Origin of the sequence: Streptomyces sp. RB17 (assembly GCF_009604455.1) — a bacterium.
GTDB lineage: Bacteria > Actinomycetota > Actinomycetes > Streptomycetales > Streptomycetaceae > Streptomyces.
The window spans coordinates 1-25,220 of sequence record NZ_WEGL01000016.1 but is presented as its reverse complement, the minus strand read 5'-3'; the positions used below and the strand labels follow the sequence as shown (position 1 = coordinate 25,220).

General features: G+C 69.7%; 18 protein-coding genes and 2 pseudogenes. 12 read left to right on the top strand and 8 right to left on the bottom strand.

Annotated features, from left to right (window positions below; all coding sequences use genetic code 11):
- Positions 1-440 precede the first annotated feature (440 nt).
- Positions 441-2,378, top strand: a complete 1,938-nt coding sequence (locus tag SRB17_RS41830; protein ID WP_228396610.1) for an autotransporter — start codon at positions 441-443, stop codon at positions 2,376-2,378.
- A 176-nt stretch (positions 2,379-2,554) separates the two neighbouring features.
- Complete coding sequence (locus SRB17_RS41825) at positions 2,555-4,321, top strand: RNA polymerase sigma factor (RefSeq protein WP_153546966.1); 1,767 nt, start codon at positions 2,555-2,557, stop codon at positions 4,319-4,321.
- A gap of 321 nt (positions 4,322-4,642) precedes the next feature.
- Here SRB17_RS41825 and SRB17_RS41820 read toward each other — a convergent pair whose 3' ends face one another.
- The 3 genes from SRB17_RS41820 to SRB17_RS41810 all read right to left on the bottom strand — a co-directional run bounded on the left by SRB17_RS41820 (position 4,643) and on the right by SRB17_RS41810 (position 6,740).
- Positions 4,643-5,428 carry a hypothetical protein gene (locus SRB17_RS41820; protein ID WP_323377499.1) on the bottom strand — a complete coding sequence of 262 codons (786 nt, stop codon included), beginning with the start codon at positions 5,426-5,428 and terminating at the stop codon, positions 4,643-4,645.
- The gene (locus tag SRB17_RS41815; protein WP_153546964.1) at positions 5,425-5,955 is read right to left on the bottom strand and encodes a SigE family RNA polymerase sigma factor; all 531 of its coding nucleotides are present in this window, start codon (positions 5,953-5,955) and stop codon (positions 5,425-5,427) included. Before SRB17_RS41815 ends, SRB17_RS41820 begins: the two co-directional genes overlap by 4 nt.
- A 146-nt stretch (positions 5,956-6,101) precedes the next feature.
- Entirely contained in the window at positions 6,102-6,740 is a 639-nt protein-coding gene (locus SRB17_RS41810; protein ID WP_323377498.1) for an expansin EXLX1 family cellulose-binding protein, read from the bottom strand.
- Positions 6,741-7,313: 573 nt separating this feature from the next.
- On the opposite strand from SRB17_RS41810, the gene SRB17_RS41805 reads away from it, so the two are divergent.
- Entirely contained in the window at positions 7,314-9,104 is a 1,791-nt protein-coding gene (locus SRB17_RS41805; protein ID WP_323377497.1) for a cellulose-binding protein, read from the top strand.
- 7 nt (positions 9,105-9,111) lie between these two features.
- On the opposite strand, the gene SRB17_RS41800 is transcribed toward SRB17_RS41805, so the two are convergent.
- Together SRB17_RS41800 and SRB17_RS41795 are read right to left on the bottom strand one after the other, a co-directional pair.
- Positions 9,112-10,737 (bottom strand): IS200/IS605 family accessory protein TnpB-related protein, encoded by a 1,626-nt coding sequence (locus SRB17_RS41800; protein WP_153546960.1) that lies wholly within the window; start codon positions 10,735-10,737, stop codon positions 9,112-9,114.
- Positions 10,730-11,305: pseudogene (locus SRB17_RS41795) on the bottom strand (IS607 family transposase). The gene SRB17_RS41800 and the pseudogene SRB17_RS41795 overlap by 8 nt, the downstream one beginning before the upstream one ends.
- Before the next feature lie 41 nt (positions 11,306-11,346).
- On the opposite strand from SRB17_RS41795, the gene SRB17_RS41790 reads away from it, so the two are divergent.
- Entirely contained in the window at positions 11,347-11,925 is a 579-nt protein-coding gene (locus SRB17_RS41790) for an AbfB domain-containing protein (protein ID WP_323377496.1), read from the top strand.
- A 364-nt stretch (positions 11,926-12,289) separates the two neighbouring features.
- Here the strand turns inward: SRB17_RS41790 and SRB17_RS41785 are convergent, their stop codons facing one another.
- A complete protein-coding gene (locus SRB17_RS41785; RefSeq protein WP_194294318.1) occupies positions 12,290-12,721 on the bottom strand; it encodes a hypothetical protein in 432 nt (143 codons plus the stop codon).
- A 167-nt stretch (positions 12,722-12,888) separates the two neighbouring features.
- Positions 12,889-13,686, bottom strand: a complete 798-nt coding sequence (locus SRB17_RS41780; protein WP_153546958.1) for a FadR/GntR family transcriptional regulator — start codon at positions 13,684-13,686, stop codon at positions 12,889-12,891.
- Positions 13,687-14,060: 374 nt separating this feature from the next.
- On the opposite strand from SRB17_RS41780, the gene SRB17_RS41775 reads away from it, so the two are divergent.
- From SRB17_RS41775 to SRB17_RS41740, 8 genes and pseudogenes are all read left to right on the top strand, one after another.
- Positions 14,061-15,422: an ABC transporter substrate-binding protein gene (locus SRB17_RS41775; protein WP_153546956.1), complete on the top strand. Its 1,362-nt coding sequence runs from the start codon at positions 14,061-14,063 to the stop codon at positions 15,420-15,422.
- Positions 15,419-16,333 (top strand): sugar ABC transporter permease, encoded by a 915-nt coding sequence (locus SRB17_RS41770; protein ID WP_323377495.1) that lies wholly within the window; start codon positions 15,419-15,421, stop codon positions 16,331-16,333. Before SRB17_RS41775 ends, SRB17_RS41770 begins: the two co-directional genes overlap by 4 nt.
- A gap of 112 nt (positions 16,334-16,445) precedes the next feature.
- Positions 16,446-17,300 carry a carbohydrate ABC transporter permease gene (locus SRB17_RS41765; RefSeq protein WP_323377494.1) on the top strand — a complete coding sequence of 285 codons (855 nt, stop codon included), beginning with the start codon at positions 16,446-16,448 and terminating at the stop codon, positions 17,298-17,300.
- 65 nt (positions 17,301-17,365) lie between these two features.
- Positions 17,366-19,378 (top strand): hypothetical protein, encoded by a 2,013-nt coding sequence (locus SRB17_RS41760; RefSeq protein ID WP_153546952.1) that lies wholly within the window; start codon positions 17,366-17,368, stop codon positions 19,376-19,378.
- A complete protein-coding gene (locus SRB17_RS41755; protein WP_153546950.1) occupies positions 19,375-19,722 on the top strand; it encodes an L-rhamnose mutarotase in 348 nt (115 codons plus the stop codon). The genes SRB17_RS41760 and SRB17_RS41755 overlap by 4 nt, the downstream gene beginning before the upstream one ends.
- A gap of 38 nt (positions 19,723-19,760) precedes the next feature.
- Positions 19,761-20,687, top strand: a complete 927-nt coding sequence (locus SRB17_RS41750; RefSeq protein WP_323377493.1) for an amidohydrolase family protein — start codon at positions 19,761-19,763, stop codon at positions 20,685-20,687.
- 144 nt (positions 20,688-20,831) lie between these two features.
- Positions 20,832-21,363 (top strand): annotated as a pseudogene (locus SRB17_RS41745) (alcohol dehydrogenase catalytic domain-containing protein); the annotation flags it as partial.
- Positions 21,364-22,077: 714 nt separating this feature from the next.
- Positions 22,078-23,937 (top strand): WD40/YVTN/BNR-like repeat-containing protein, encoded by a 1,860-nt coding sequence (locus tag SRB17_RS41740; RefSeq protein ID WP_194294317.1) that lies wholly within the window; start codon positions 22,078-22,080, stop codon positions 23,935-23,937.
- Here the strand turns inward: SRB17_RS41740 and SRB17_RS41735 are convergent.
- Entirely contained in the window at positions 23,927-24,946 is a 1,020-nt protein-coding gene (locus tag SRB17_RS41735) for a helix-turn-helix domain-containing protein (protein WP_323377492.1), read from the bottom strand. The two genes, SRB17_RS41740 and SRB17_RS41735, sit on opposite strands and share 11 nt — an antisense overlap.
- Positions 24,947-25,220 lie beyond the last annotated feature (274 nt).

Here is a 25,220-nt window from a genome sequence, read left to right as displayed (position 1 = left end):
CGGGAGAAACGACGGACCGCGTGGTCCGGCAGTACGGCGATCGAGTCCTGCCCCCGGTCATCCCCGCCGCACGGGCCCGCACGGCGATCACCGCGGCCCGTGCGGCAGCTCTCGGATTCCACCGCGGAGTCGACCGGCCGGTCCTTCGGCCGGTGAGTTCCCCACAGCAACTGCGGCATTGCGCGACCCAGTCGCGCTTGTCCTGAACCGTTTCCCAGGACCCGATGCCTTCCGTGTGCCAGGTGGGCCAGTCCTCATGTCCACGGCGCCTCGTCCTCCCCGATAGGCGGCGAGCACACGGCCCTCATTCGAGCCGGCCAGGTCCGGATGGGCGGCGTAGGAGGAACGGAGAACTTCTCCGGGTTTTTGAGATCCCCGTGGCCGGCCACCGGTCTTCACGTCCGTAAGGATCACCAGCACTCCAGGAAGCACCTGACTCGATGAAGCGTTCTTGGCACCTTGTCCTGGCGTCGGCTCTCGTCGCGGGAACCGTCACACCGGTGGTTGCGGTGGGCAGCGCAGTCGCCGCAGACGGGGACATCACCTCCGCCGTCCTGGCGAACCGTGATGTCGTCCTGACCGGCGACGCGGTCGTGCGCGTCCCGCAGGGAACCCACACGTACACCGGTGTGATCAGCGGTGAAGGAGCCCTTCGCGTGTCCGGCACCGGCACGCTGGTCCTCGCCAAGGACAGCACCTTCACCCTGCCGCACTCCCGGCAGCACCAGAGGGTCCAGATCCCGGGCGACAACCACCCGTACGTCGTGGTCGACAGTCCCGACGAGCCCGCGGTCACCGTGGACGCGGGGGCAACCCTCCAGTACGGCACCGGCGGTACGACCGGCCTGATCGGGTCCTTCCCGTACAACACGCCCGGTTACCAGCAGAACCAGGACAACATCCGGGTCGACGGCACACTGCGCCTGTCGCTGACCCGGCTGTTCAACCTGGGCATCATCAGCGGCTCCGGCCTGGTCACCCAGCCCCGGAACATGTGGGGAGCGCTCCAGATCTGCGGCACCAACCCGTTCTCCGGCATCCTCGACAACGGCACGGGGGTCAACTTCGCGAGCACCACGTGTGCCGCCGACCTGCCCAACGCCCGCTCCGTCGTCAACCGCGGTTCATGGATCATCGACACCCCGCTCAACCACACTGTCGTACAGCGGCAGAACTTCTACAGCCACGAGTACGGCAACGACGTCAACGTGCACTCCCGGCCGGGCAGCAAGGTGATCCTCACCGGCGTCTACAGCTGGAGTGACAGCGGCGACGGGGCGGCGCCCTCGCTGAGCGACCCCGGACTGAACTGGCGACCCGTGGCCCACAAACTCAACAAGCGCGGCACCAACATCGAGGGCGCCGACGTCCAGTGGGGCGACGGGACCACACACCGGATCTTCATGCCCGGCACGGCACAGACGGTCTACATCAACCTGCACGCCAGACGGCAGCGCTCCCGGCTCACCTTCGACTACAACGGACCGGTAACCCTGGGTGCGCCCATCGGCGGCGGCATGTATCACGACACCCTCAGCGCTCCCGGCGCCGGGGACATCGTCATCGCCGGCACCCGCGGCAACGACGTGACCTTCGCAGCAGCGCAGTACTACGACGGATCCACGACCATCGGCAGGAGTGCGACCCTCCGTCTCGGCTCCGGGACCGCGGGCGGCGACGGAAGCCTCTACACCGGCGGAGCCCTCGACAAAGTGATCGACGACGGTTCACTCGTGCTCCGCAACACCAGGACTCCCACCTCCCTCCCGGCGGTGACCGGTGCCGGATCGGTGACGCAGAGCGGAGCCGCGGCCACCACCGTCACCAGCGCCGCCTACACCGGCGCCACCACCGTGGCCAAAGGCAGCCTGATCGTCTCCGGGACCTCTTTGCGGACATCCAACGCGGTCGCTCTGACCGGTCCCTCGGCCGTCCTGGACCTCAGCAAGGCACGCGACACGACCCTGCGCAAGCTACAGGTCGTCACAGGCGCGAAGATCCTCCTTTCCCGGAACTCCCCCGAGCTGACCGTCGGTTCGGCGACCGCAACAATCGCCGGTACCGGTCTCGCCGTCGGCGGGGCGCGTTTCTCCGTCAGCCGGGCCGGCGCCCACACCGTGCTCACCGCTCTCACGTCCACCACGGCCGCACGCCCGTCCTCCGCCGCGACAGGACCCGCGCCCTCCCCCGCCCAGAGCGGCCGAGCCGCCACGCCCCTGGGCGCCTCCGCCGGCGCCATGGCGGACACCGGCAGCAACTTCGGTGCTCTGTGGACCGTCACAGGACTGGCGGGCGTCGTACTCGCCGGCGTCGCCGCGGTCTTCGTCTTCGTACGCAGCCGCTCGCGTCTGCGTACGGCCCCGCGTCACTCCCGCTGATCCCCGGCCGCCACGGATTCCACCGGCCCGCCCATGGCTGTTCAGCGCTCACCCTTACGATGGCATCGCTGCCGCGGTGTCTGTGATATCGACGGCGGTTGCCCGAGGACCCCCGCAACCTGGCTCGGTCGGCGCGAGCGGGGCTTCATACCCGCGGCAGGTCGAAGGGAGACCCGATGCCAAGGCATGCCGCGCCCGCGGCCGACGTGGTCGCCGCGGCTCAGGCCGGCGAACGCGGCGCCCTGGAAGAGCTCAGCTCCCGGACGCTTCCGCTGGTCTACAGCGTCGCGGCGCGTGCGCACCCGTACCGCGACGACGTCGACGACATCGTCCAGGAGACGATGATGCGCATCCTGCGTGGCATCGGGGGGCTGGAGCGCCCGGAGGCGTTCCGATCCTGGGTGATCACCATCACCGTGAACGAGGTCCGCGACCACATCCGCAGGCGCGGCAGGAGGGAGACGACGGGAGCGGCGTTCGACGCGGCTGAGCACCGGCCCGACCCGGCCGCCGACTTCGCCGAGGGGGTCATCCTCAACCTGCGGCTGTCCGGGCAGCGCGAGGAGTCCTTGCGCGCGACCCGTTGGCTCGACGAGGACGACCGGGAGCTGCTGTCACTGTGGTGGCTGGAGACGGCCGGCCGGCTCGCCCGGGCCGAGCTCGCTTCCGCTCTGGACATGACCGGCCATCAAGCTGCGGTACGGGTGCAACGCATGAAGGAGCGCCTGCACATCTCCCGCGTCATCGTACGAGCCCTCGCGGCCAGGCCCGGATGCGGGGAACTGACCCGGCTGACCCTGGACTGGAACGGGGCCCCCAGCGGCCTGTGGCGCAAACGCCTCGGCCGCCATGTGCGGCAGTGCCCGCGGTGCGTGCGCCACGAGGAAGGCATGCTGGCCCCGGAAGGACTGCTGGCGCCCCTGGCCCTCCTGCCCGTGCCGGCGGCACTGCTGGCCTGGCGCCCGTGGCTGTCCGCGGGAACGCACGCCGCTGCGGCCGACCACGCCGGCACCGCGGCCACTTCAGGCGGCGGGGGTTCCGCGACGGCGGGGACGGCAGGGACCACGGGGACGAGCTTCACCGCGAAGGCGGTGGTGGCGGCGAGTGCGCTGCTCGCCGTGGGCGGCGGCGCGCTCGTGTACACGGCCCCATGGTCCAGCCCGTCGGCGCGTCCGGCCACCGCCCCGACGGCTTCCAGCCCGGCACCCGCGGCCTCGCCCACCGCATCCGCATCACCGTCGCGGCCGGCACCGGTTCCGGGCTCGGCCGTCTCGCGTCCCTCGCCCCGGCCGCGTTACGGGTCCGTGGTCGACACCGTGGACAGCGCGCCGCCGCCGGACCGGCCGCCCGCAGCATTGCCGCACCGCCCGCAGACCACGGTGACGATGACGGGGCTCAAGAGGCACCTGGACGGCTACCAGCTCGTCCACCGCGGGGACACGGTGGTACTGCGTGGGAAGGGCTACTTCACCGTCCACTGGGACGTGATGTACGGGCTGCGCCCCGGGCTGCTGACCATGCCCTCGTGGACCGGACTGCGAGGAAGGCTGTTCCACGTGGCCTCGGGCGGCGGCCACCGCATGGACGACCGCCAGCCGGGCGCGACCGCCGGCGGCACCTGGATGGGCAACAGGCAGCAGGGACTGATCATCCTGCCGCCGGGAGCCCAGCAGATGTGGCAGAACGAGTACTACTACCTCGACGGCAGTGTCACACTCCACCTCAACGAAACCCAGGCCGACTACAACCTCGACGTCCTGCCCTCCTCCTGGCAGGAGACAGCCGACGACATCGCCACTCCCCCGGCTCCGAACCCCGCCGACCGCGAACGGTACGGACTCGTGCGCGACACCGGCCGCGACGACGCCCCCGTACCGCAGTACGCCACCCGCTCCACGCCGACCGACGCTGCCACCGTGCCCCAGCGCTCCGTCGTGTCCTGACCATGGGCGGTTGCCCTGGCCGGGCGGTGCCCTTGCCGAAGACTTGTCCGCCCTGGTGGGAGCCGGTGTGCGGTTGGCGACCGCGGTCGCTTGCGCCTGTGCTCTCGCGCGGTTGCCGATCGCTGCGACATGATGATCGGCCGTGCTGCTGCGACTGGCGGGGCGTTCGGGAACCTGGGACGTGCGGGTCTTCGCCACGGGCCGGTAGCCGACCCGGCAACACCTGCTTCGCTGGTACTCGACCGGGGGCGCCTCACCGGGATCTGCTCGACCATCGAGCTGTGCGGCAAGGGAACTCGTCCCCTTGCCGCACAACGGCGTTCACCGGGTCGGGACGAACCCTCCCCGGACCGACGCGGAGCCGCCCGAACCGTGCGCGTCGACGCGGTAGCCGTCGCCCGCGGCACTGCGCACGCCGGTGCCGTTGTTGAACTGGGCGGCGAACTCGTAGCTCCCGGCCGGCACGGTCAGGCCCGGCTTGAGGACCCAGCGGTAGACCAGCGTGCCGCCGGCCTCCTGGGCGGTGACGGTGAAGTCAGCACTCGGCAGGGTCTGCCAGGTGCCGGTGTTCTTCACTCCGCCGGTCTGCACGATCCGCATCTCGACCGTGAGCGAGGTGAGCGGCTGGGTCGTCTTGAGGGCGAGGTTGCTCTGCGTCCAGTAGACGGTGCTGTGCGGGTCCACCGAGCCGGCCGACCACAGCGCCCCGTTCTGGCTCCCGCCGGCGGCCGGCGATGGACTGGTGGCCGGCGGAGTCGGGCGCGCGCTGCCCGGGGTAGTGGCCGGGCCCGGCGCGACGGGGGTGGGGCGGGTCGATGTCGGGTGCGGGGAGCTGACGGTCGGGTCCGGGGTGGCAGGCGTGGTCACAGTGGCCGACGGCGACGAGTGCGCGACGATGGCGGCGACGGCGAGGCCGCCGGTCGCCAGGATGCCGGTGGCGGCGAGCCCGGCGAGCGCGACCCTGGTCCCGGACCTCGCGAACGGCCGCGCGCGGTGACGGACGGCGGGGCCGGCCACGCCGCGTTGCACCCGGGCCAGCATCCTCGCACGGTCGGGCCGGTGGGCCTCGGCGGCCTCGCGCAGCCGACGGGCGATCTCCTCGTTCACCGGTTCCTCCTCCCTGCCACCAGGTCCCCGACCGCTCGTACGCCCAGTATCCTTTCCAGCTCGGCCATTCCCTTCGAGGTCTGGCTCTTCACCGTACCGACCGATATGCCCAGCGCTGCCGCCGTGTCCTTCTCCGACAGGTCGAAGGCGTGCCGCAGCACCACGCAGGCGCGCTTGCGGAACGGCAGCCGGGCGAGCGCCGCGCGGACGTCCAGCACGGCCGCCATGTCCGGCCCCTCCACCTTCTCGGGGCTGCGGGACCAGAAGAGCGTGATCCGGCGTCGCTCGCGCACCGCGCTGCGGATCCGTCCCCGCGCCAGGTTGGCCACCACACCGCGGGCGTAGGCGAGCGGGTGGTCGGCCTGCCGCAACCGGTCCCAGCGCTGCCACAGAGCGACCAGGGCATCCGCCGCGAGGTCGTCCGCCGCGTCGGTCTCGCCGGTCAGGAGGTGTGCTAGACGGGCGAGTTCGGCATAGTGGCGTTCGAAGAATTCGTGGAACTCCGCGGACGCGTCATCGAGGAGCATCCCCCGGTCGCCCTCTCCTGGCAATGATGCGCGCGTTGGTTGCGCGTTTAACAACAACGGGGGGCGCAGCCTAACAGTGCCCAGCCCGGGATACGAACGGCGGTCGTGCTCGGTTGCGGGCCGCTGAAGGCTGACCGGCGGTCTGGTCAATGCCGGGCGAACTGGACGCCCGTCGGCTGCACGACGTCCGGCCGCACGGCGATGCCGTCGACGGTCAGCCGCTCCCCGTAGATGTCGCTGATCCTGAGCGCCCCGCCGCAGCCGGTGCCATCGGCGGACAGGAAGTAGTTGTAGTCGGTGCGGGGCAGCCGCCGCCAGCCGCCGGCGGTCCGCACCTCCAGCGCGGCCACCGGGTTCCGGTGGCCGATCACCTGGATCCCGCACCACCACTTGGTGGACCCGGTCTTGTACCGGATGGCGATCCTGCCCGGCAGGTCCGGGCTCAGCAGCGACCAGGTGATCGGGAGCCGACCCACCGACAGATCGGCGAGCTTGGCGAACGCCTGCCGACTGAGGTCGAGTTGCCCCGGCGCGCAGGGCCACGGGCATTCGTTGACGATCCGTACCGTGACGGTGGCCCCACTTGCCGCGCGGACCAGCACGTAGGCCCCGCACGCCTTGGCCGACTCGTAGTCGGTGACGTTCATCGCCGCGATCATCAGGTCGTCGGACGGCCCGTACAGGCAGGAGCCGCTGCCGTCACCAGCGGCGTAGGCGGTGGCGACCCCCTGGTTGCTGACGGCCGGTTTGATCCGTCCGGCCAGGGCCGCCGCCCTGGAGGTCACGGGCGCGGCACCGGTGGCCGAGGCCGTCGCAGTGGCCGAAACCGAAGACGACGGCGTGGCCGAGGCCCGGCTCGTCGGACTGGCCGAGGCAGTCGGCTGCACCGTCGCCCCCGCACCGCCGCCCGCCGCGGACCCGGCATCGGACGGGGCGGCCGCCCGCGCGCCTGCGGCGGACGCGTCGGCTGTCCTTCCGGCACCGCATCCGCTCCCGGTGAGGACGGTCAGAGTCAGGCACACCAGCACACCAACGACCAGCAGCCCCAAGGGAATGCCCGTGACCAGTCCGCGCCTGCGCCACGGTTGCGGCGCGGCGTGCTTCGTTGCCCTCATGTCCATCCATCCGGTAGTTCGACTCGACCTTCCGGCTCCCAGTTGCCGCAGGAGACGAGAAGGTTGCCGCCCCGACGCTGATTTCTCGGCGACCGGTGCACGGCACGAAAGCAATCTGAAGAACATCGGATACGGCGGCAACCTTTCCATCCCGAGCGGCCACCTAGGGGTGCACCAACCACGGCGAGCGCAGTCAGCCGCGCTACGCCACCCTTGTCCACGCACTCCGATCGGGAGCCACACGTGTCACCTGACGACCCGATAACCACCGAGCAGCCGATGCCTCAGGGCCGTATGCACCGCCGTAGCCGAACGCGCCGCCACATCGTGGCGGGGACGGCGGCGGCCCTGCTGGCCGGGGCCGGCGCGGGCGCCCTGGCGCTCAGCGCGGGCGCCGCGCCGACCGTCGCCGTCACCGTCGACGCAGGCACGTCGCTGGGCACGGTGCCCAGCACCGGGGTCGGCCTCAACACAGCGGTCTACGACGCCTACATGAACGACGCCTCGGCGGCGTCGCTGATGAAGGCGGCTGGGATCCGGCAGTTGCGCTTCCCCGGCGGCTCGGTCGCGGACGCCTACCACTGGAAGACCCATACCGTCACCGGCGGCAGCTGGGCCGCGCCCGGTACCGACTTCGACCACTTCATGGCCACCGCGAAGAAGGTCGGCGCCCAGCCGATCATCACCGCCAACTACGGTTCCGGCACCCCGCAGGAAGCCGCCGACTGGGTCAAGTACGCCAACGTCGACAAGGGCTACGGCGTGAAGTACTGGGAGATCGGCAACGAGATCCCCGGCAACGGGCACTACGGCAGCAAATGGGAGGTCGACACCCACGCCGACAAGAGCCCGACGGCATACGCGAAGAACCTGCTCGCCTACGCGAAGGCGATGAAGGCCGTGGACCCGAAGGTGAAGATCGGGGCGGTGCTCACCACTCCGGGCTCCTGGCCGGACGGGCTGAAAGCTTCCGGCGACAACGCCGACTGGAACCACACGGTGCTCTCCATCGCGGGCAAGTCGATCGACTTCGTGATCATCCACTGGTACCCGAGCGGTGCCGGCACGGCCGACATTCTGAACACCCCCGCCCAGATCGCCGGCACCACCTCCGCGGTGCGCTCGCTGCTCCACACCTACGCGGGCCCGCACGCCGCCTCGGTGAAGATCGCGGTCACCGAGACCTCCAGCGCCATGTCGCCGGCCCAGACCAGCCAGGCCGCGGCGCTGTTCGCGCCGGACACGTACATGAGCTGGCTCGAGCAAGGGGCCGTCAACGTCGACTGGTGGGACCTGCACAACGGGGTGGGCAAGCCCACCACCGTCAACGGCGAGACCGACTACCAGGACGGGGGCGTGCTCTCCGTCGGATCCTGCTCCGGCGGTACCTGCGAGCCGGCCCGCGAAACGCCCTTCCCCACCTACTGGGGCATCCGCTCGCTGACCGCACTGGCCCGGCCCGGCGCCACCATGGTCAAGGCGTCCTCGGCCAACCCGTCGGTCGCCGTGCACGCGGTGCGGAACAGCAACGGCGGCCTGAACGTCATGCTGATCAACAAGAACCCGCAGAACGCGGCACAGGTGTCACTCTCCTACACCGGATACACCCCGGCCCCAGGAACGATAAGGACCGTCTCGTACACCAAGGGCGGCACCGCCCTGACCACGGCGACGCGGGGAACAGCGGCCGCACAGACGCTGCCCCCGTACTCGATCACGACTCTCCAGCTGAAACCCGCGTCGGCGGCCACCCGCACTCACACCCCGTCTCCCGCCCCCACACCGACTGCCGCCACACTCACCGCCGCTGCGCCGGTTGCCGCCGCCTCAGGCACCATCGGCACCCGAGCGCAGGCCACGGCGGCCGGCACACCCGTCGGCCGGCCGGCCCAGAGCAACATGGCCGGCGGCCTGGCTTCCACCGGGATGAGCAACACTGTCACCTACAGCGGCCTCGGTGGCCTGCTGGCCCTCACCGCCGGCTCCGTGCTGGTGCTCCGCCAACGCCGCAGCAGGGCTTCGCACGGCAGGTGAACCGTTCCTAAAGACTGAGCATGAGTTGCACATGTTCAGCCGAACGCCCCGAACGGTCTTGGGCGTTCTGGTCCTCCGCTTTCTCTCCGCGTCCAGCGTCAGCGGATCGTGTCCGTGGTCCGGGTACGCGGGGGCGGTTTCCCTCGCTCCCTCGGTCGCCGGTTCGGGCCTGGGCGGTCCGATGCCCCACACCATCGCTCTGGTGGTGTGGGGGCGGTGCCGTCCGTCGCCTGATCCGCAGGCCGAGGGAGCGTCGTCCGATCGCCACCGAGGCCGCAGCGTGGCGGCTTGCGGGGCGTCGCGTGGCGGTGAGGGGCTTCTGCCAGTGCTCGGCCCCCCACATGGAGGTGTAGGCGGGATCGACAGCGATCACGCTGATACCAGCCTCGGCGCACATCGACAGCAGTCGGGCGCGGAGTTTGCCGGTGGGGATGCCGGAGATGAGCTGCCGGAATCGCTTGCGGCGTCCGTGCTTCTCGCGGGTTTTGGAGTCGGTGAAGTCGAGGTCTTCGATCGCGATGGCCTGCACACCGCAGTCCCGCGCCCAGTGGAGGAGGCGGGTGAGGGCGTGGCGGAGCTGGGCGTCGCGGTGGTCGGCGGTACCGGTGAGGTCGTAGTCGAAGCGGCGCGGTGCGCCGGTCGGGTTGCCGTGCTCGTCCAGCAGCCAGGCGGCCAGGTGGTCGGCGTTGGTGTCCACGCCGATCACACCTCCGGCCCGCAAGCTGTCGAGCGGGATCACGGGAAGGTCTTTGCGAGTCCAGGACGCGTCCAGGTACCAGCGGTCACGGGAAACGTCGAGGTGGATTCGGTAGGCCACGGCCCGGTTCGCTTCGATCCGGTCGCGCCACTCCCCGCCCCGGTGAGGGAAGGCGACGCGGGCAGCCAGCACATACCGGCCGTGCCGGGCATTGGCCAGGTCGGCGAGCGGGGCGGGCAGCTTGATGCTGATCTCGCCGTCGGGTGTGACGCGGATCGTTTCGTTGCCGTAGCGCTTGCCGGACTCACCGTCAGCGGTCAGGAACCAGCGGGCTGCCTCCCATTCGCCGCGCCACTGCGCAGGCGTCTTCTGAGGATCGGTGAGGTTGTGGCGCTGCTTGAGCAGCCGTCTGCCGCCGCGTACGACGGAGACCTTCCCGGCTTCACGCTCGGCGCGCACTCGCTCGTACTGCTCTTCGAGGATCGCCAGACGGCGCGTCTTGTGGAACCACTCGTGCCGGGACCGGTAGCCGCCGGGCTTGCCCCGGCTGCCCTTCTCCCCGATCGGGAGGGACAGGCGGTGCCGCAGGGTGCGGATACCGGCGTCGAGGGACTGGAGGTGTTGATGCTGGGCGCGGCGGGACAGGCCCCACTGATCGTGGGTGTTGGAAGTTACCGACCCGGCCCACCGGGACGACGAGGCGGCCGTCAGGTCCCGCTTGCGGGCGGCCCACGTGTCGGCGGAGTGGTCCAGGCCATCACGGCAGCGCCGGGCCAGATCGAGGGAGGCGAGACGGCCCATGTGCTCGCCCACGGCCCGCAAGACCTTCTCGTCCTCGGGCGTGAGGCCCTTGAGCCGGTCCCGTATCGACACCCCGGAAGGTCCGTCGGCGACGAACGGCCGGGCGATCTGCCGGAGCTGCTTCTTCTCAGCCATGCTGCGCGGCCTCCAGGGCCTTGCGGGCACGGTGCTTCGCCGACCGACGCCCGTGCAGGCGGGCGCCGAAAGAGGTCAGCACCTCCACCACATCGCGCACCTAGTCGTCTTCCACCTCGCCGTCGTCCAGGACAACCAGGCGACGGCCGTGCGCGGACAGAGCCGCTTCCACGAGTTCGACGTTCATCCGGCCGAGCCGGTCTTTGTGCTCCACCACGACCGTGGTCACCGCCGGATCGGCCAGCAGCCGCTTCGCCTTCGACCTGGCCCCGTTCAACCCAGAAGCGATTTCCGCCTCAACGCGGACGACACGGTGACCGGTCCTGGCCGCCCACTGGGACAACCGGGCCACCTGACGTTCCAGGTCGGCCTTCTGATCGTGGGAGGAGACGCGGGCATACAGGCCCAGGCCACCGATCGCCTCCGGCGTCGCGGCGGTGTCGATGTTCACGAGGATCGTGCGCGGCCCAACCCGCTGAGCGGGCACGGGAAGCGTCCCGTTCTTAAACCACCGGTACGCGGTATGGGGACTCACCCCCTGCGCTCGTGCCCACTCAGTCAGATTCACGTGATGATCATAACGCAACTAAAGTCAGGTCCTGCACACTTATGCGCACTCAACCGACGGCAGCTCGCCACCCCTCCGACGCCACCGACGCCGCGGTCCAGGCCAACATCGCCGCAGTCGGCTACAGCACCACCACCACCAACCCCTTCACCCCGGGCGCGAAGCTGTCACTGCAGGCCACCACCTCCTGCTGCACCAGCCACTACCTGCAGCACGACACCAGCGACGACAAGGTCGTGATCGCGCCGGTGGCCTCCACCAGTTCCGCCACCGACAAGGGCAACGCCACCTGGATCGTCCGCGCCGGCCTGGCCAACAGCAACTGCGTCTCCTTCGAGGCGGCCAACACACCGGGCAGTTACCTCAGGCACTACGCGTTCCAGCTCCACCTCCAGCCCAATGCCGGCACCAGCCAGTTCGCCGCCGACGCAACCTTCTGCTCCAAGCCAGGAAACAGCGGCACGGGCTATTCCCTGCAGTCCTTCAACTACCCGGCCAAGTACATCCGCCACTACAACTTCACCGGCTACATCGCAAGCAATGGCGGTACCAACGCCTGGGACAACCCGTCGTCATGGGCCCAGGACACCAGCTGGCTCGCCGCCGCCCCCTGGAGCTGACGAACAACCAGCCCCGGGTCCGATGCCGAAGAGGGCAGAAGCCGCACCGGACCCGGAGGCGTCAATGCAACCCGCGCCGTGTTGCGCGCAGTTCGCGCCGGAGCCCCTTGCCGCTGACGGTCTTCGTGATGCTGTCGAGAGTCCCGGTCCGGTGGGGGTGCTTACGGGCGGCCATTCCTTCCTGCCGACCGTGGAGCGAAGGCGCCCCAACTGCCACGTTCGGTTCGCAGGCTTGGGCATCGCGTCTCTTCCCCGGATCGTGCACGGCCCGCGGCTTGCGCCACGGTGCGAACGCCGCCGACAGGCCGCATCCGGGCCAGTCTCGCGGGGGCTGAGCGTGGCAGGACTCCTGCGGTGACTGGAATCACTCAGGTCGTCCGCTTCGTCGTGCATCCGTCGCCGGGCGCCGTGTGGACCGGCGAGGCGTTGGCACCGGCTGCACGAGCCGACACCGGTCCACACCGCCACGGGCGTTGATGACGGCGATCAGCAGGTCGACCGCTTCGGTGCCCATGCGGTCCGGGCTGAGGCTGAGGGTGGTGACGAGCGGATTGGTCGTCGCGTAGTCCGGATCCTCGCTGATCGGCGTACTCCTGCACGAGGGAGGGCATGCGGTGTTCGTCGCACCCAGCACCCGGTAGGCGTGCGCGATCAGGCGCGGGTACGCGTCGTCGTGCAGGGGCAGGAAGAGCCCGATCCGCCGGGCGCCGGACTGCGCGAGGTGGTCGAGCATGGGGCACAGGCCCGCTTCGTAGTCCGTGAGGACCCACGCGTCGCACCAGTGTGGCTGGGGCATGTCCCACGTCCCCGAATCCCCAGACCGCCCTCATGCCGGTGGTCCTGCCCGGAGAGCCGGGAGACACAGCCAGATCCGCGACGTGCGCTTCCAGTCGCTGCCGCAGATCCTCGAAACGGCTCGGGCCATCGGGGTTGTAGTCACTGCCCCACGATCATGTCAGTCACCTAACCGAACAGGCGCCGCTGGATCTCTCGCCGGTAGTCCTCGAGCGTCCTGTCGAGATGCGCCGCCGTGGCCTGGGCCGCTTCGTCCGGAAGGCCGTCTCGGATGGCCCGGTAGATCGCCTCATGCTCCTCAACGGCCGACTCGGTGCCCTCGCCCAGTTTGTCGTGGATCCCGATCGCACTCGACTGTCGCTGCAGTCGTCGCGCATCTCGCACGGCGCTGACGAGGAAGGTGTTGTGCGAGGCGACCGCGACGCCCATGTGGAAGTCCTCGTCCGCCTTGTTGAACTCGTCGACCTGACCGTGGACGAACCCGTGTCGACACTGCTGCATGGCCACCTCGATGGTTCGCAGCTCGGCGGGCGTGGCACGGGTGGCGGCCAGACTGCTCGCGGCCATCTCCTGAACCCTGCGGAACTCGAACAGCATGAGCACGTGATCGAGGTCGACGGGGCGGAAGAAGCCGCCCCAGCGGCTGGTGATGAGCATGCCTTCGTCGTCCGCCACGAACAGTCCGCGACCCTTGTGCGCCCGGACCCGGCCGAGCGCCGAAAGGATCTTCACGGCCTCCCGCACCACTGCCCTGCTGGTGTTCAGCCTCTGGGCCAGATCGTTCTCCGTGGGCAGCCGATCCCCCGCCACCAGACGGGCCTCGGCGATGAACTCGAGGATCCGCTCCGCCACGACCTCGTATCCGGGCCGGTACTCACGCCGCTCCTCCGCGTCGTTCACCGCTGCCGCCTCAACGGTGGGTGCCTGCGTCGGCACGGCCGCCTGGGCCGCGGGCGTGTCGTTCATCTGTCCTGCCTCCTGGCTGACGCAACTGGGGCGGCTGATCACTGTGGAGCCACGCTCATCGTATCTCAAGCTCGATGAGTCGTACTCATCGAGCAGGTAGGCCCTCACAGTGAAGCAGGAGATCAAATAGATACACACGGTGATTTATTGGACATTCTCTCTGTGCACTGCAGCGACATCCTTGAAATCGCTGGAAATAAGGGCCGCACAAACCCTTGACGGAGCCCTTGATAAGGCGGCTAATTTCTTCCGCGACGGCAAGCGGGACGGCCGTCCGCGGTCCCCGACGCCCGACCGGTACGGCCGGCGTCGCCCCATCCTCGCGCCACCTGCTCATCTACTCGGAGCGCCCTGTGAAACCAGTGGAGTCGCACATGACCGTCAACAAACCTTCGTCCGGCCGGGAGAGGGCGTCCAGCAAGAGGCGTGCGGCGTTGCTGGCCGGCTGCGCGGCCACCGCGGCGCTGACCCTGACTGCTTGCGGCGGCGGCGCCACGGGTACGACGACCAAGGACGGCTTCGCTCAGGTGCCCCAGAAGGACGGCGCGTTGACCCTCTGGGTGGACGCGACCCGTCTGGACGCCGCGAAGCTGTACCAGAAGCTGCATCCGGACGTGAAGCTCGACATCGTCACCTACGACGGCGACGCCAACGGCTCGAACTACCTCCAGACCAAGGTCCAGCTGTTCAACCGCACCGGCAAGGGCTGGCCGGACGTGGTCTTCAGCTCCCAGAACAACGAGGCGACCTGGGCGGTCGACGCGGGCTTCGCCGCTCCGCTCAACAAGGGCCTGATCTCCCCCGCGACCCTGGACAATTTCGCCAAGGGCGCCAACGACGTCTGCACGGTGGGCGGCACCGTGTACTGCCTGCGCAACGACCTCTCCCAGGCCGTGTTGTGGTACAACGCGCCGTTGCTGAAGAAGTTCGGCTACACGGTGCCCACGACGTGGGAGGAATACCAGCAGCTCGGCGAGAAGGTGGCCAAGGAACACCCGGGCTACCTCGTGGGCGACGCGGGCGACGCCTTCACCCCCGAGATCTACCTGTGGGCGAGCAAGTGCGGCGGCAACCACATCACCGGCCCGAAGGCTGTGTCGGTGAACACCACCAGCGAGGCCTGCACCAAGATGGCCAAGCTCCTGGACGTACTGATCAAGAACAAGTCCATGTCCATCAGCGGGGTCTTCAGCACCGACTTCGGCAAGAACAAGGCCGACAAGGTGCTGCTCATGCCGGGTCCGGCCTGGTACGGCGGCGCGCTGTTCGAGGGCACCTTCAAGACGCCGGCCAAGCAGATCGCGGCCGCACCCATCCCCCAGTGGCAAGGGGAGACCTCGCCGTCCACCGGCAACGTCGGCGGCGGCACCTGGCTGCTGTCCCAGCACTCCGCGCACATCAAGGCCGCCACCGACTTCCTGAAGTGGGTCACCACCGACAACGCCTACCAGGGCGAGAAGGCGCCCGGGTTCCCGGCCTACGCGCCGGCGGCCGAGACGTGGCTGAAGGGGCAGGACACCTCCGGATACTTCGCCGGCGACCTGAGCGCCCTCAAGGCCGCCTCCTCCCAGGTCTGGCCCGGCTGGGGCTCGGGGCAGTTCAGCCAGGAGGCGATCTGGGCCGCCAGCGTCAAGCCCGGCCTGACCCAGGGCAAGAGCGTCGTCTCGATGCTGCCCGCCTGGCAGGACTCCATCGTCAAGTACGCCAAGTCCAACGGATACAAGGTCTCGCAGTGACCCTCACCCACTCCCCGGCCGGCTCTGCCACCCGGCGCCGTCGCGGCGCCGCCCGGCAGAGCCGGGCCGGTATGGCCTTCGTCGCCGCCTACGTGGTCCTGCTGGTCGCCTTCGGCGTCCTTCCGACCGCTTACGCGGTCTACTTCGCCTTCACGGACGCCGGGGGCGCGGTCACCGGCTTCGCCAACTTCGTCACCACGGCGAAGGACTTCCGCTTCCTGGACTCCGTGAGCCATGTCGCCGTCTACCTCGCCTTCTGGCTCCTGTCCCTGGTGGTGTTCGTGGTGGCCCTGGCACTGCTGCTGCACCGCCTGGCCTCGGGTTCCGCCGGCAAGGTGCTGCGCTTCCTCTACTACATCCCCGGAGCGCTCGCCGGCGCCGCGAGTGTGCTGGTGTGGCTGTTCATGCTCGACCCGACCGTCAGCCCGGTCAGCTCGCTGCTGGGCGCGCTGGGATTCCACACCTTCGGCGAGGTGATCGCACCCGGCAACCTGCCCCTGCTGTTCACGATCATCGCGTTCTGGACCGGCGCGGGCGGCTGGATCGTCGTCATGTACGGCGCACTCAACAACATACCCACGGACGTGATGGAAGCCGCTCGCATCGATGGCGCGGGCGGCTGGCAGACGGCCTGGCACGTGCAGATCCCGATGCTCCGCAAGTGGATCGTGTACATGGTGATCCTGGCATTCGCGGGCGGCGCCCAGCTCTTCGTCGAGCCGCAACTGCTCTCCCTCGCCAGCGTGGGCGTGGCCGGACGTGACTACTCGCTCAACCAGCTGACGTACGACTTCGCCTTCCAGATGAACAACATCAACGGCGCCGCCGCAGTCTCGGTGGAACTCCTGGTCGTCAGCGTGTCGGTCGCCACCGTCTTCGTCGCACGGTCGGGGTTCTTCGATGCCGAATAGGTCCTTTGCCATCCCGGGCGCCGCCACCCCACATGCGGAAGGGGAACCAAGCGTCATGAGCCGAACGCAGCACCGGGCTCCGCAGCGGCGGCGTTCCCGTCCCCCGCGGAACGTGGCATCACAGCTGCTGACCGGCACCGTACTGGCCGTGTTCGTCGTGTTCTTCGTGCTGCCGGTGCTGTGGCTCGTCCTCGCAGCGACCAAGACCGACCAGCAGCTGGTCCACGACAACCCGCTCTCCTTCGGGTCGTGGCACGCGCTGAAAGCCAACTGGCACGGGCTCACGGCGTTCCAGGACGACGCCGTCATGCAATGGCTGGGCAACTCGGCCCTCTACGCGGTGCTCTCGCTGGTCATCACCCTCGGCGTCGCGATTCCCGCGGGATACGCCCTGGCCATGACCGAGTTCCGTGGCCGGCACGCCCTGCTGGTCGCGACGCTGGTCGTGATGCTCATGCCGAACGCCACCCTGGTGGTGCCGTTGTTCCTGGAGATCAACGCGGTGCACCTGATCGGCACGATGTGGTCGATCATCCTGCCGTACTCCTTCTACCCGTTCGGGGTGTACCTGACGTACATCTACTTCACCACCGCCGTACCGAAGGACCTGCTGGCGGCGGCACGGATGGACGGCTGCTCGGAGTTCCGCGTCTTCTGGCACATCGCGCTGCCGCTGGCGACCCCGGTCATCGCGCTCGTGGGCTTCTTCGGCTTCGTGGCCAACTGGACCAACTTCTTCCTGCCGTACGTCATTCTCCCCGAGAGCAGCCAGATGCCCATCCAGGTGGGGGTCGGAACCCTGCTCAGCAATGTGCCGTCGTTCAATCCGGCCGTCGGCGCCCTGGCGATCCAGCGCCCGCAGCTGGCTCTGGCAACGCTCGTGGCCATCGCTCCCGTGCTGATCGTCTTTCTCTTCGCGCAGCGCTTCCTGGTCAGCGGGATGCTCGCCGGCGCCACCAAGGAATAGCGGCCCACCCGGCCGTCGTCCCCGGCGTGCGCCGTCCCGCCGCCCACCCCGAACGGAGATCTCCCATGCCCTACCGCTCTGCCGACGGCACCTCGGCCGAGGACGCCCCCTGCGACCGTCCGGTCCCGCCACCCGAGATCGAGGCGGGGGTGCCGCTGCTCGAACCACCCGGCTGGGCCGTGGCCCAGCGGTCCCTGTTCGACCTCCTCGACCACGCCTGGCGCCGGTTCGCCCGCGAGTTCACCGGCCCGGACGGACGACTGAACTACTCCGGCCCGCTGACCACCCGCGACGGTGTGGACGACTTCTACGAGGTGTTCTTCAACTGGCCCCAGCTGTACCTCCTCGGCGGTGCCGACGACCTGCTGCCCGCCAGTGAGCGGCACTGGGAGGGCGTGACCCGGCAGCTGACCGAACTGGGCATGCTGCGCGACGAGTTCGAGCGCGGCTACGACTGGTTCCACCAGGGCGAGAGCCTGCTGCTGCTCTACTTCCTGTGCATGGCCGCTCCCGACCGCTGGTCCGAGCGCGCGCTGCGCTTCGCCGAGCTGTACGTCGACCAGGCCAAGGGCAACTACGACCCCGCCCACCGCATCATCACCCGCCCGCACAACGGAAGCGACCCCGACCGCACGGGCCTGTTCGACGGCGACGTCTATCCCTGGCTGCTCAAGGAAGCGCAGACGTACGGCTTCCCGCTCGACTGGATCCCCGAGGCCGACGGCGGCCCCTACCCTCTCTCCGCAGACCCGCGTCTCGGCGCGCAGATGCGGGACCGGATGGGCGTCGGCGACACCGCGGTCAACCTCGCCGCGGCCGGGCTGGTCCTCAACGCCTGGATCCTGTCCGGCGAGGACCGCTACCGCGACTGGATCGTCGAGTATGTGGGCGCGTGGCGGGAGCGCACCGAGGCGAACGACGGTCTCATCCCGGACAACGCCGGCCCGGACGGCGTCGTCGGCAGCCTGCTGGAAGGCCGCTGGTACGGCGGCCACTACGGCTGGTCCTGGCCGCACGGCTGGCACAGCGTGGGTCACGCGGCCTGTGTGGCGGCACTCGCGGCGGCCACGGTCACCGGGGACGACGACTACCTCTCCATGGTCGCGGCCTCACTGGACACCCTCATCGGCCGCGGCAAGGTGATGCCCCACACCGAGGCGGACTCCAGCCTCCCCTCCAAGTGGGCGGTCGAGCTCGGCCCGGACATCCACACACCCACACTGCACCTGCCCTTCCGGCACAACGACTCGGGGTGGTTCGACTACAACCCGGTCACCGCGCCCGTGCCGGTGGCCCTGTGGCACCACACGGCCTCCGACACCGACCGCGCCCGGCTGGAACGGCTGCGCGAAGTCGACGGCATCGACTGGCGCACCGTCCGGTCGTTCCGGGCCAAGGAGGAGTCCGGGCACGAGAAGGCGTGGTTCGCCTTCCTCGCCGGCGACGACCCCGACTATCCCGAGCGCATCCTTGCCACCGCCCAGGCCCAGGTCCGCCATCGGCTCCGCCGCATCGACCGCTACCGCGACCTGGACGTGCCCGAGGCCGACATCCATGTGTGGCAGCAGTGCAACCCGGTGGCCACCGAAGCCCTCGTCCAACTGACCTGGGGCGGACCCCAGGTGCTCTACAACGGCGGCCTGCAGCAGGCCCGCCTGCGCTACCACGACGCCGAGGCCCGCCGCGCCGGCCTCCCCCAGGACGTGGCCGCGCTGGTCACCTCCATCGACCCCGAGGCGACGACCGTGGAACTGGTGAACCTCGCGCCCGAGGCCGAGCGCACGGTGATCGTCCAGGCCGGTGCCTTCGCCGAGCACACCATCACCGCCGTCCGGTACACCACCTGCGTGGACGACGGCTGGATCGGAGACATGTACGACTACGGCCACACCGAGCCGGTCGTCACCGAGTCGGAGCAGGTCTGCGACAACACCTTCCTGACGGTCCGGCTGCCCGCCTCCACCCGCATCCGGATCACCCTGCGCCTCCGGCTGCGTGCCAACACACCCAGCTACCGCACACCGTTCGACACCCCGGCAGGCCCGCCCTCGCCGGGCACGGAGGGAGAAGCCGCATGAAACGCGTCGCCCAGACCATCAGGCTCCGACCCGAGCACCGCGAGGAGTACCTCGAACTCCACTCGGCCGTCTGGCCCGCCGTCGAAGCCGCCCTGCACCGGTCGAACATCCGCAACTACAGCATCTTCCTCCACGGTGACGTGCTGTTCGCCTACTTCGAGTACCACGGCGACGACTTCGAGGCCGACATGGCCACCCTCGAAGCCGACCCCGAGACCCAGGAGTGGTGGAAGCTCACCGACCCCTGCCAGGAGCCCTGGCCCGACCGGGGCGACTCCCGCCAGTGGACGGAGCTCGCCGAGATCTGGCACCTGAACCCGCCAGGCGAACACGCCACCGCCTGACGCGGCCCGCACCAGACCGAACCGACTTGGAACCTGCCGTGACCTTCACCCCCGCCCCCGTCCTCATCGACGCCCACCACCACCTGTGGGACCTCGACCAGCGTCCGCAACCCTGGCTCAACGACCCCACCGTGGCATCGATCCGCCGCACCTTCACCCCCGGTGACCTGCGCACCGCCGCCACCCAGCCCATCGCGGGCCGCCGTCTGCACGGCACGGTGGCCGTGCAGTGCCTCCCGGACGTGCCCGAGACCGAAGACCTGCTCACCCTCGCGGAGCAGGAGCCGCTGATCGAGGCCGTGGTCGGCTGGGCGGACCTGACCTCCCCGGGGATCGGCGACCTGCTCGACGGGTTGCTCGCCGGGCCGGGCGGTACATATCTGCGCTCCCTGCGTCATCTCGTGCAAGGCGAGACGGATCCGGAATGGCTGCAACGCCCCGATGTCGAACGCGGGTTGGCGGCGGCCCGGGACCGCGGGCTCTGCTACGACGTGCTCGTCCGCAGCCACCAGCTCGACCAGGCGATCAGACTGGCCGAGCGGTTCCCGGACCTGCCCCAGGTGCTCGACCACGCCGGAAAGCCGCCGATCGCCGACGGTGACCTGGCCGACTGGGAACGCCACATGTGTCTGCTGGCCGCACACCCGCACGTGGTCTGCAAGGTGTCGGGCCTGATCACCGAGGCGGACCACGAGAGGTGGGCCGTCGACGACATCCGGCCGGTGTGGGAACTCCTGCTCTCCGCCTTCGGCCCCGACCGGCTGATGTTCGGCTCCGACTGGCCGGTCGCGAACCTCGCGGGCGGCTGGAACCGCTGGGCCGCCACCGTGGACGAACTGCTCGACGGCTGTTCCGACACCGACATCCACGCGGTGCTCGCCGGCACCGCGACCACCTTCTACCGCCTCCCCTCCGTGTCAGAACAAGCCGACGTCGCCGCGGACAGCGCCACGCACACCATCTGACCGTCACGCCCACCCCGGCGTGCGCACCCATCGCACACGCCGACGAACCCGCGCCGGACACTCATCCGCGTCTGCTGACCATCGGCATCCGCGCTGAAGGGACCCTGACGACACGATGCCACTCGCCGTCCGTTTCACTGCTCCCTGGACACGGCTCCCGCACTGAGCGCACCGCCCGGTCCGGACGAGGGCGAGCCGGCCCCCGCCTACGTCGGCATCTGCGGCACCGACCTGCACATCTTCCACGCCGACATGGACGCCCGAGTCCGGACGCCCGCCGTCCTGGGACACGAGATGTCCGGCCGCGCCGTAAGCGTCGGCCCGGGCGCGGCGGGCTGGCGCCCGGGGACGCGGTCACCGTGATGCCGCTGCGCCGGGACGACACCTGCCGCGCCGGCCACCGGCACATCTGCCGGCACCTCGACTTCATCGGCATCGACTCCCCGGGCGCGATGCAGCAGTACTGGATGGTGCCCGCCTCAACGCTCATCCGGCTGCCCGACACCCTCCCCCTGGACCGTGCCGTGCTGGTCGAGCCGACGGCGGTCGCCGTGCACGACGTGGGCCGGGCCGAGGTTACGGCGAGAAGGTCGTCGTGGCCGGCGGTGGGCCGGTCGGCATCCTCATCGCGTTGGTCGCGCGGACCGCCGACAACGCCGTGGGCCGACTCATCGAGGACCTCACCCTCCAGGGCGGCGTCGACACCTCACCGATCCGCTGGACACCCGACGACGGCATCGACTGGGACACGGTCTTCTCCACCGGGCCGCGCTGGTTGCACACCGGCGGCATCTTCGCGGGCCTCTCCGACACCACCATCGACGTCGCCGACGAAGCCATGGCCGCCGCCCGCCGTCACGGCGTCACTGTCTCCTACGACCCCAACCACAGCCCCAGGCTCTGGGCCGGCCGAGGCGGCCCGGACCGGGCCCGCGAGACCGAACCTGCGCCTCGCCCGGCACGCCGACGTCGTCGTCGGTGCCCCGGGCCTGACCGGACCCGAGGGCACAGCACATCGCCGCCGACGAAGTGACCGACGCACTCGCCGAGATCGCGCGCCGACCGCCCGCCGCCGGAGTGCTCGACCCAGTGGGACGGGCTCGGGCACATCTTCGACCACGGCAGGGCGTGGAACGGGCGGAACGCCGCCACCGCGCCGGGGCCCCGACAGCCGTGACGAAAATGCGACGCGTCGTGTTTCGGCCAGCGCCAGGCGGTGACAGCCGGCAAAGCACTGTTCGACGCTGCTCTCATGAACTCGAAATCCCTCGTGCGAGCGTTGCTCGCCGCGAGTTTCAGCACTGTCCTTGCGGCCGCTGCGGTGTCCACCGGCGCGACCCCGAGCGTCGCGGATGCCGCGGAAACTTCGGCAACAGCGCACTGGCAGTCCATGGGCCCCGACACCAGCGGTGGACATCTCGCGTTCACGCCGGCCGCACCATCCCGGCTGTATGTGCTGGCGAACGCGGGGAACAGCGTCTACCGCAGTGATGACCACGGCGTCACGTGGGGCGCGCCGGGCTGGCTGGGGCCCCGCAACTCCAGCGGCCGCCGGTTGGCGGCGGATCCCCGCAACGCCGACGTGGTCTGGGTGGCGGCCACCGCCCCGGGCACAGATCTGGGCTCGGTGCTGCGCAGCGAGGACGGCGCCAAGACCTTCCAGCCGGTCCTGAACAGCCCGACGGACATCACCGACGTGGTGGTGTCCCCCACAGGGCGCCAGCTCTTCGCCGCAGGAACGGCGGGTGTCTGGGAGAGCCTGGACCACGGCACGCACTGGACGCTGCTCCCCGGTTCGCCCGGCCATGTGCAACGGCTCGCGCTCAGCGGCGACCGTCTTTTCATCGGCACGACCACGTCGCTCTACGTGATCGCGGACGCACTGACGCAGCCGCAGGAGGCCCGGAAGCTCTCACTTCCGGCGAGCGTGTACGTGCAGCATCTGTCCGCTCACGGCGGGGTCGTCGTAGCCGATCAGAGCCCTGACGGCAGCGCGGTCATCTCCACCGACAACGGCAGCAGCTGGAGCACGCTCTCGGGCCCCTGGGACACGGACTGGGTAGTCTTCAGCGCGCTGACCGCGAACGGTGACATCCAGGTGGAGACGCTCCAGCCGGCTGCCGGCGCCACCACCGCGCGCAGGAACCTGTGGGTCAGCTCCGACCGCGGCCGCACCTGGACTCCCCGGCCGAAGGCCGTGCCGGCGGTCGACCTGTACGAGGACCTCGGTAGTTTCCCGGACCGCCCGGACGAGCAGGTGGTCACGGGACCCGCGGGAACCTTCAGCACGTACGACTCCGTCCGCTACCAGCGCATCGGGGTGCCCGCCGCCGAGGTCGACGCCCTGGCGGTGTCGGACCACGCTCTCTTCGCCGGTACATCCGTGGACAGCTACAGTTCGCGGGCAGCGCTCTCCACGGCTCTTCCCGCCGGCTACCAGAACTGGGGCTGGAACGGCCGGTCGCCTTACACGCTGGGCAACTCGATCGGCGCACTCGCCGTGGTGCCGGGCCGGGGACTGATCAGGGCGCGCATGGCCCTGTGCCCCGACTACTGCATCGCACTGGAGCGGTCCAACGACGGCGGGGGCACCTGGCAGCCGTTGAACTCGGTCTTCGTGGACGGGGCGACCCGCTCCATGGCCGTCGACCCCCGTGAACCGTCACACCTCTACGTCGGGGCCTATGGCCTGTCCAACGGTCTATACACCAGCACGGACGGCGGCCGGACCCTGCGGATGAGCCCCATCCCCGGGTTGCAGGGCGTCCGCTCTGTCGTCGTCGATCCCCGCGCCGGCGGTTCGCTGTGGATCGGCGATGTCTCCGGGCTCTACCTGAGCAAGGACTCCGGCGCGAGCGCGGTCAAGGTGCTCAGTGGGGACGTCGAGCGGGTCGCTGTCGACCCTCGCCGTTCCGATCACATCGTGGTTGTCGGCAAGGACATGCTCAAGGTCAGCCATGACGGCGGTGCCTCGTTCAGCGACGCCGTCGGCCACCCTGCGGCGACCTACGACGATGCGGCCTTCGCCCCGGACGGAACGGTGTTCGCCGCTTCCGCCGACGCGGAGGGTGAGCCTGGCCAGGGTGTGGTCCGCAGCGTGGACGGTGGTGCCCACTTCAGCGATGTCACCACCGACCTGCCCGACCGCGATGTGCGTTCGATCCTGGTCTCGCCCGACGGCGAGTGGCTGTTCGCGGGCACGGGCGGCAGCGGTGTGTACCGGATCGCCCTGGACCGCCTCAACGGATGATCGGAGCCGGTGCCGGGGGCTCTTCCTCGCCGTATGCAAGGTCCCCGGCATCGTCGTCCAGCCAGCCGAGCTTGCACGCCTGCCAGGCCAGCTGCATCCGGCCTCGTGCGTGGGCACGGCGCATCAGGTCGTGCACCCGCCGCTGCACCGTTCGGGGACTGACGCGCAACTGCTTGGCGATCGACTTGTCGCTCATCCCGCCGATGAGCAGGGACAGCAGCTCACGCTCGTCCGCGTCGAAAGGTCCGTCACCGTCCAAGGAGTCGACCCGCACCGGCGTCGCCCGCTCCCAGTGGGTCTCGAACAGGGAGATGAGCGCGACCAGCAGGCTGGTTCCCCGGACCAGCGCGGCGGTGGGTTCACCGGTCGTCTCGTCGCCCAACGGGCACAGCGCCACCGACCGGTCGGCGATGGCCAGGCGGATCGGCAGTCTCGAGATCGACCGCGCACGCTCCCCCGCGCGCAACCCCTTTGCGAGGTCTGCCGTCGCACCCGGCGCGTCCAGCAGTGCGGACTCATAGATCACCTGATAGCGCACACCCCGGGCCAGCGCACGGAACTCCTCGTCGTTCTCCCCCGCCGTCATGGCAATGGGTTCGTCACGGCAGAACCACAGCATCTCCTCCCGGGCGTCTCGTTGGAGACTCAGTGCCTGCTGCCGGATCGCCTCCGCGCCCGTCAGCACCTCGACCAGCTGCGTGGAATCGCGCAGCAGCGCGCTGCTGCGGTATTCCTGGGCCAACTGGGCAACGGCCGCCCGCGCGCGCTCCAACTCCGCCTGGCCGTCCACGAGCAGCGGGCCGAGCGCGACATCCGGCGGCGTGGGTACAAAATATCCTGAGGTGCGGCTGATGAACCGCTTGTCCAGCAGGATTTGCAGAACCGGCACCACCTCGGAGGCCGGCAGCCCGAGTTGAGCGGCGACCTCTTCGGGAGCGGACCGGTACCCACTCACGATCACGCGGTACACCCGCTCCTCGTCATCGCTCAAACCGAGAACGCCGAGCACGATGCCTCCTTCCCTGCTTCTCCTCAGTGACCAGCCGGAATGCTAACCGGACGGTCGCATGTATGGACTACGCGCGGTCCCCTTCGCTCGGGGGACGCCATAGCCGACCATGAGGGCAAGGGTGGCGCTGGGGCGGCTGCGCGGGGCGGGGGGTGATAGCTGCTACAAATTTTCTAGTCATCTGTAGACATCTCTTGTTGTGTATCTTGATCGTGTGAAGCTTTCGGAGTGGGCGCGCCGGCAGGGCGTGAGCTACCAGACCGCCTGGCGGTGG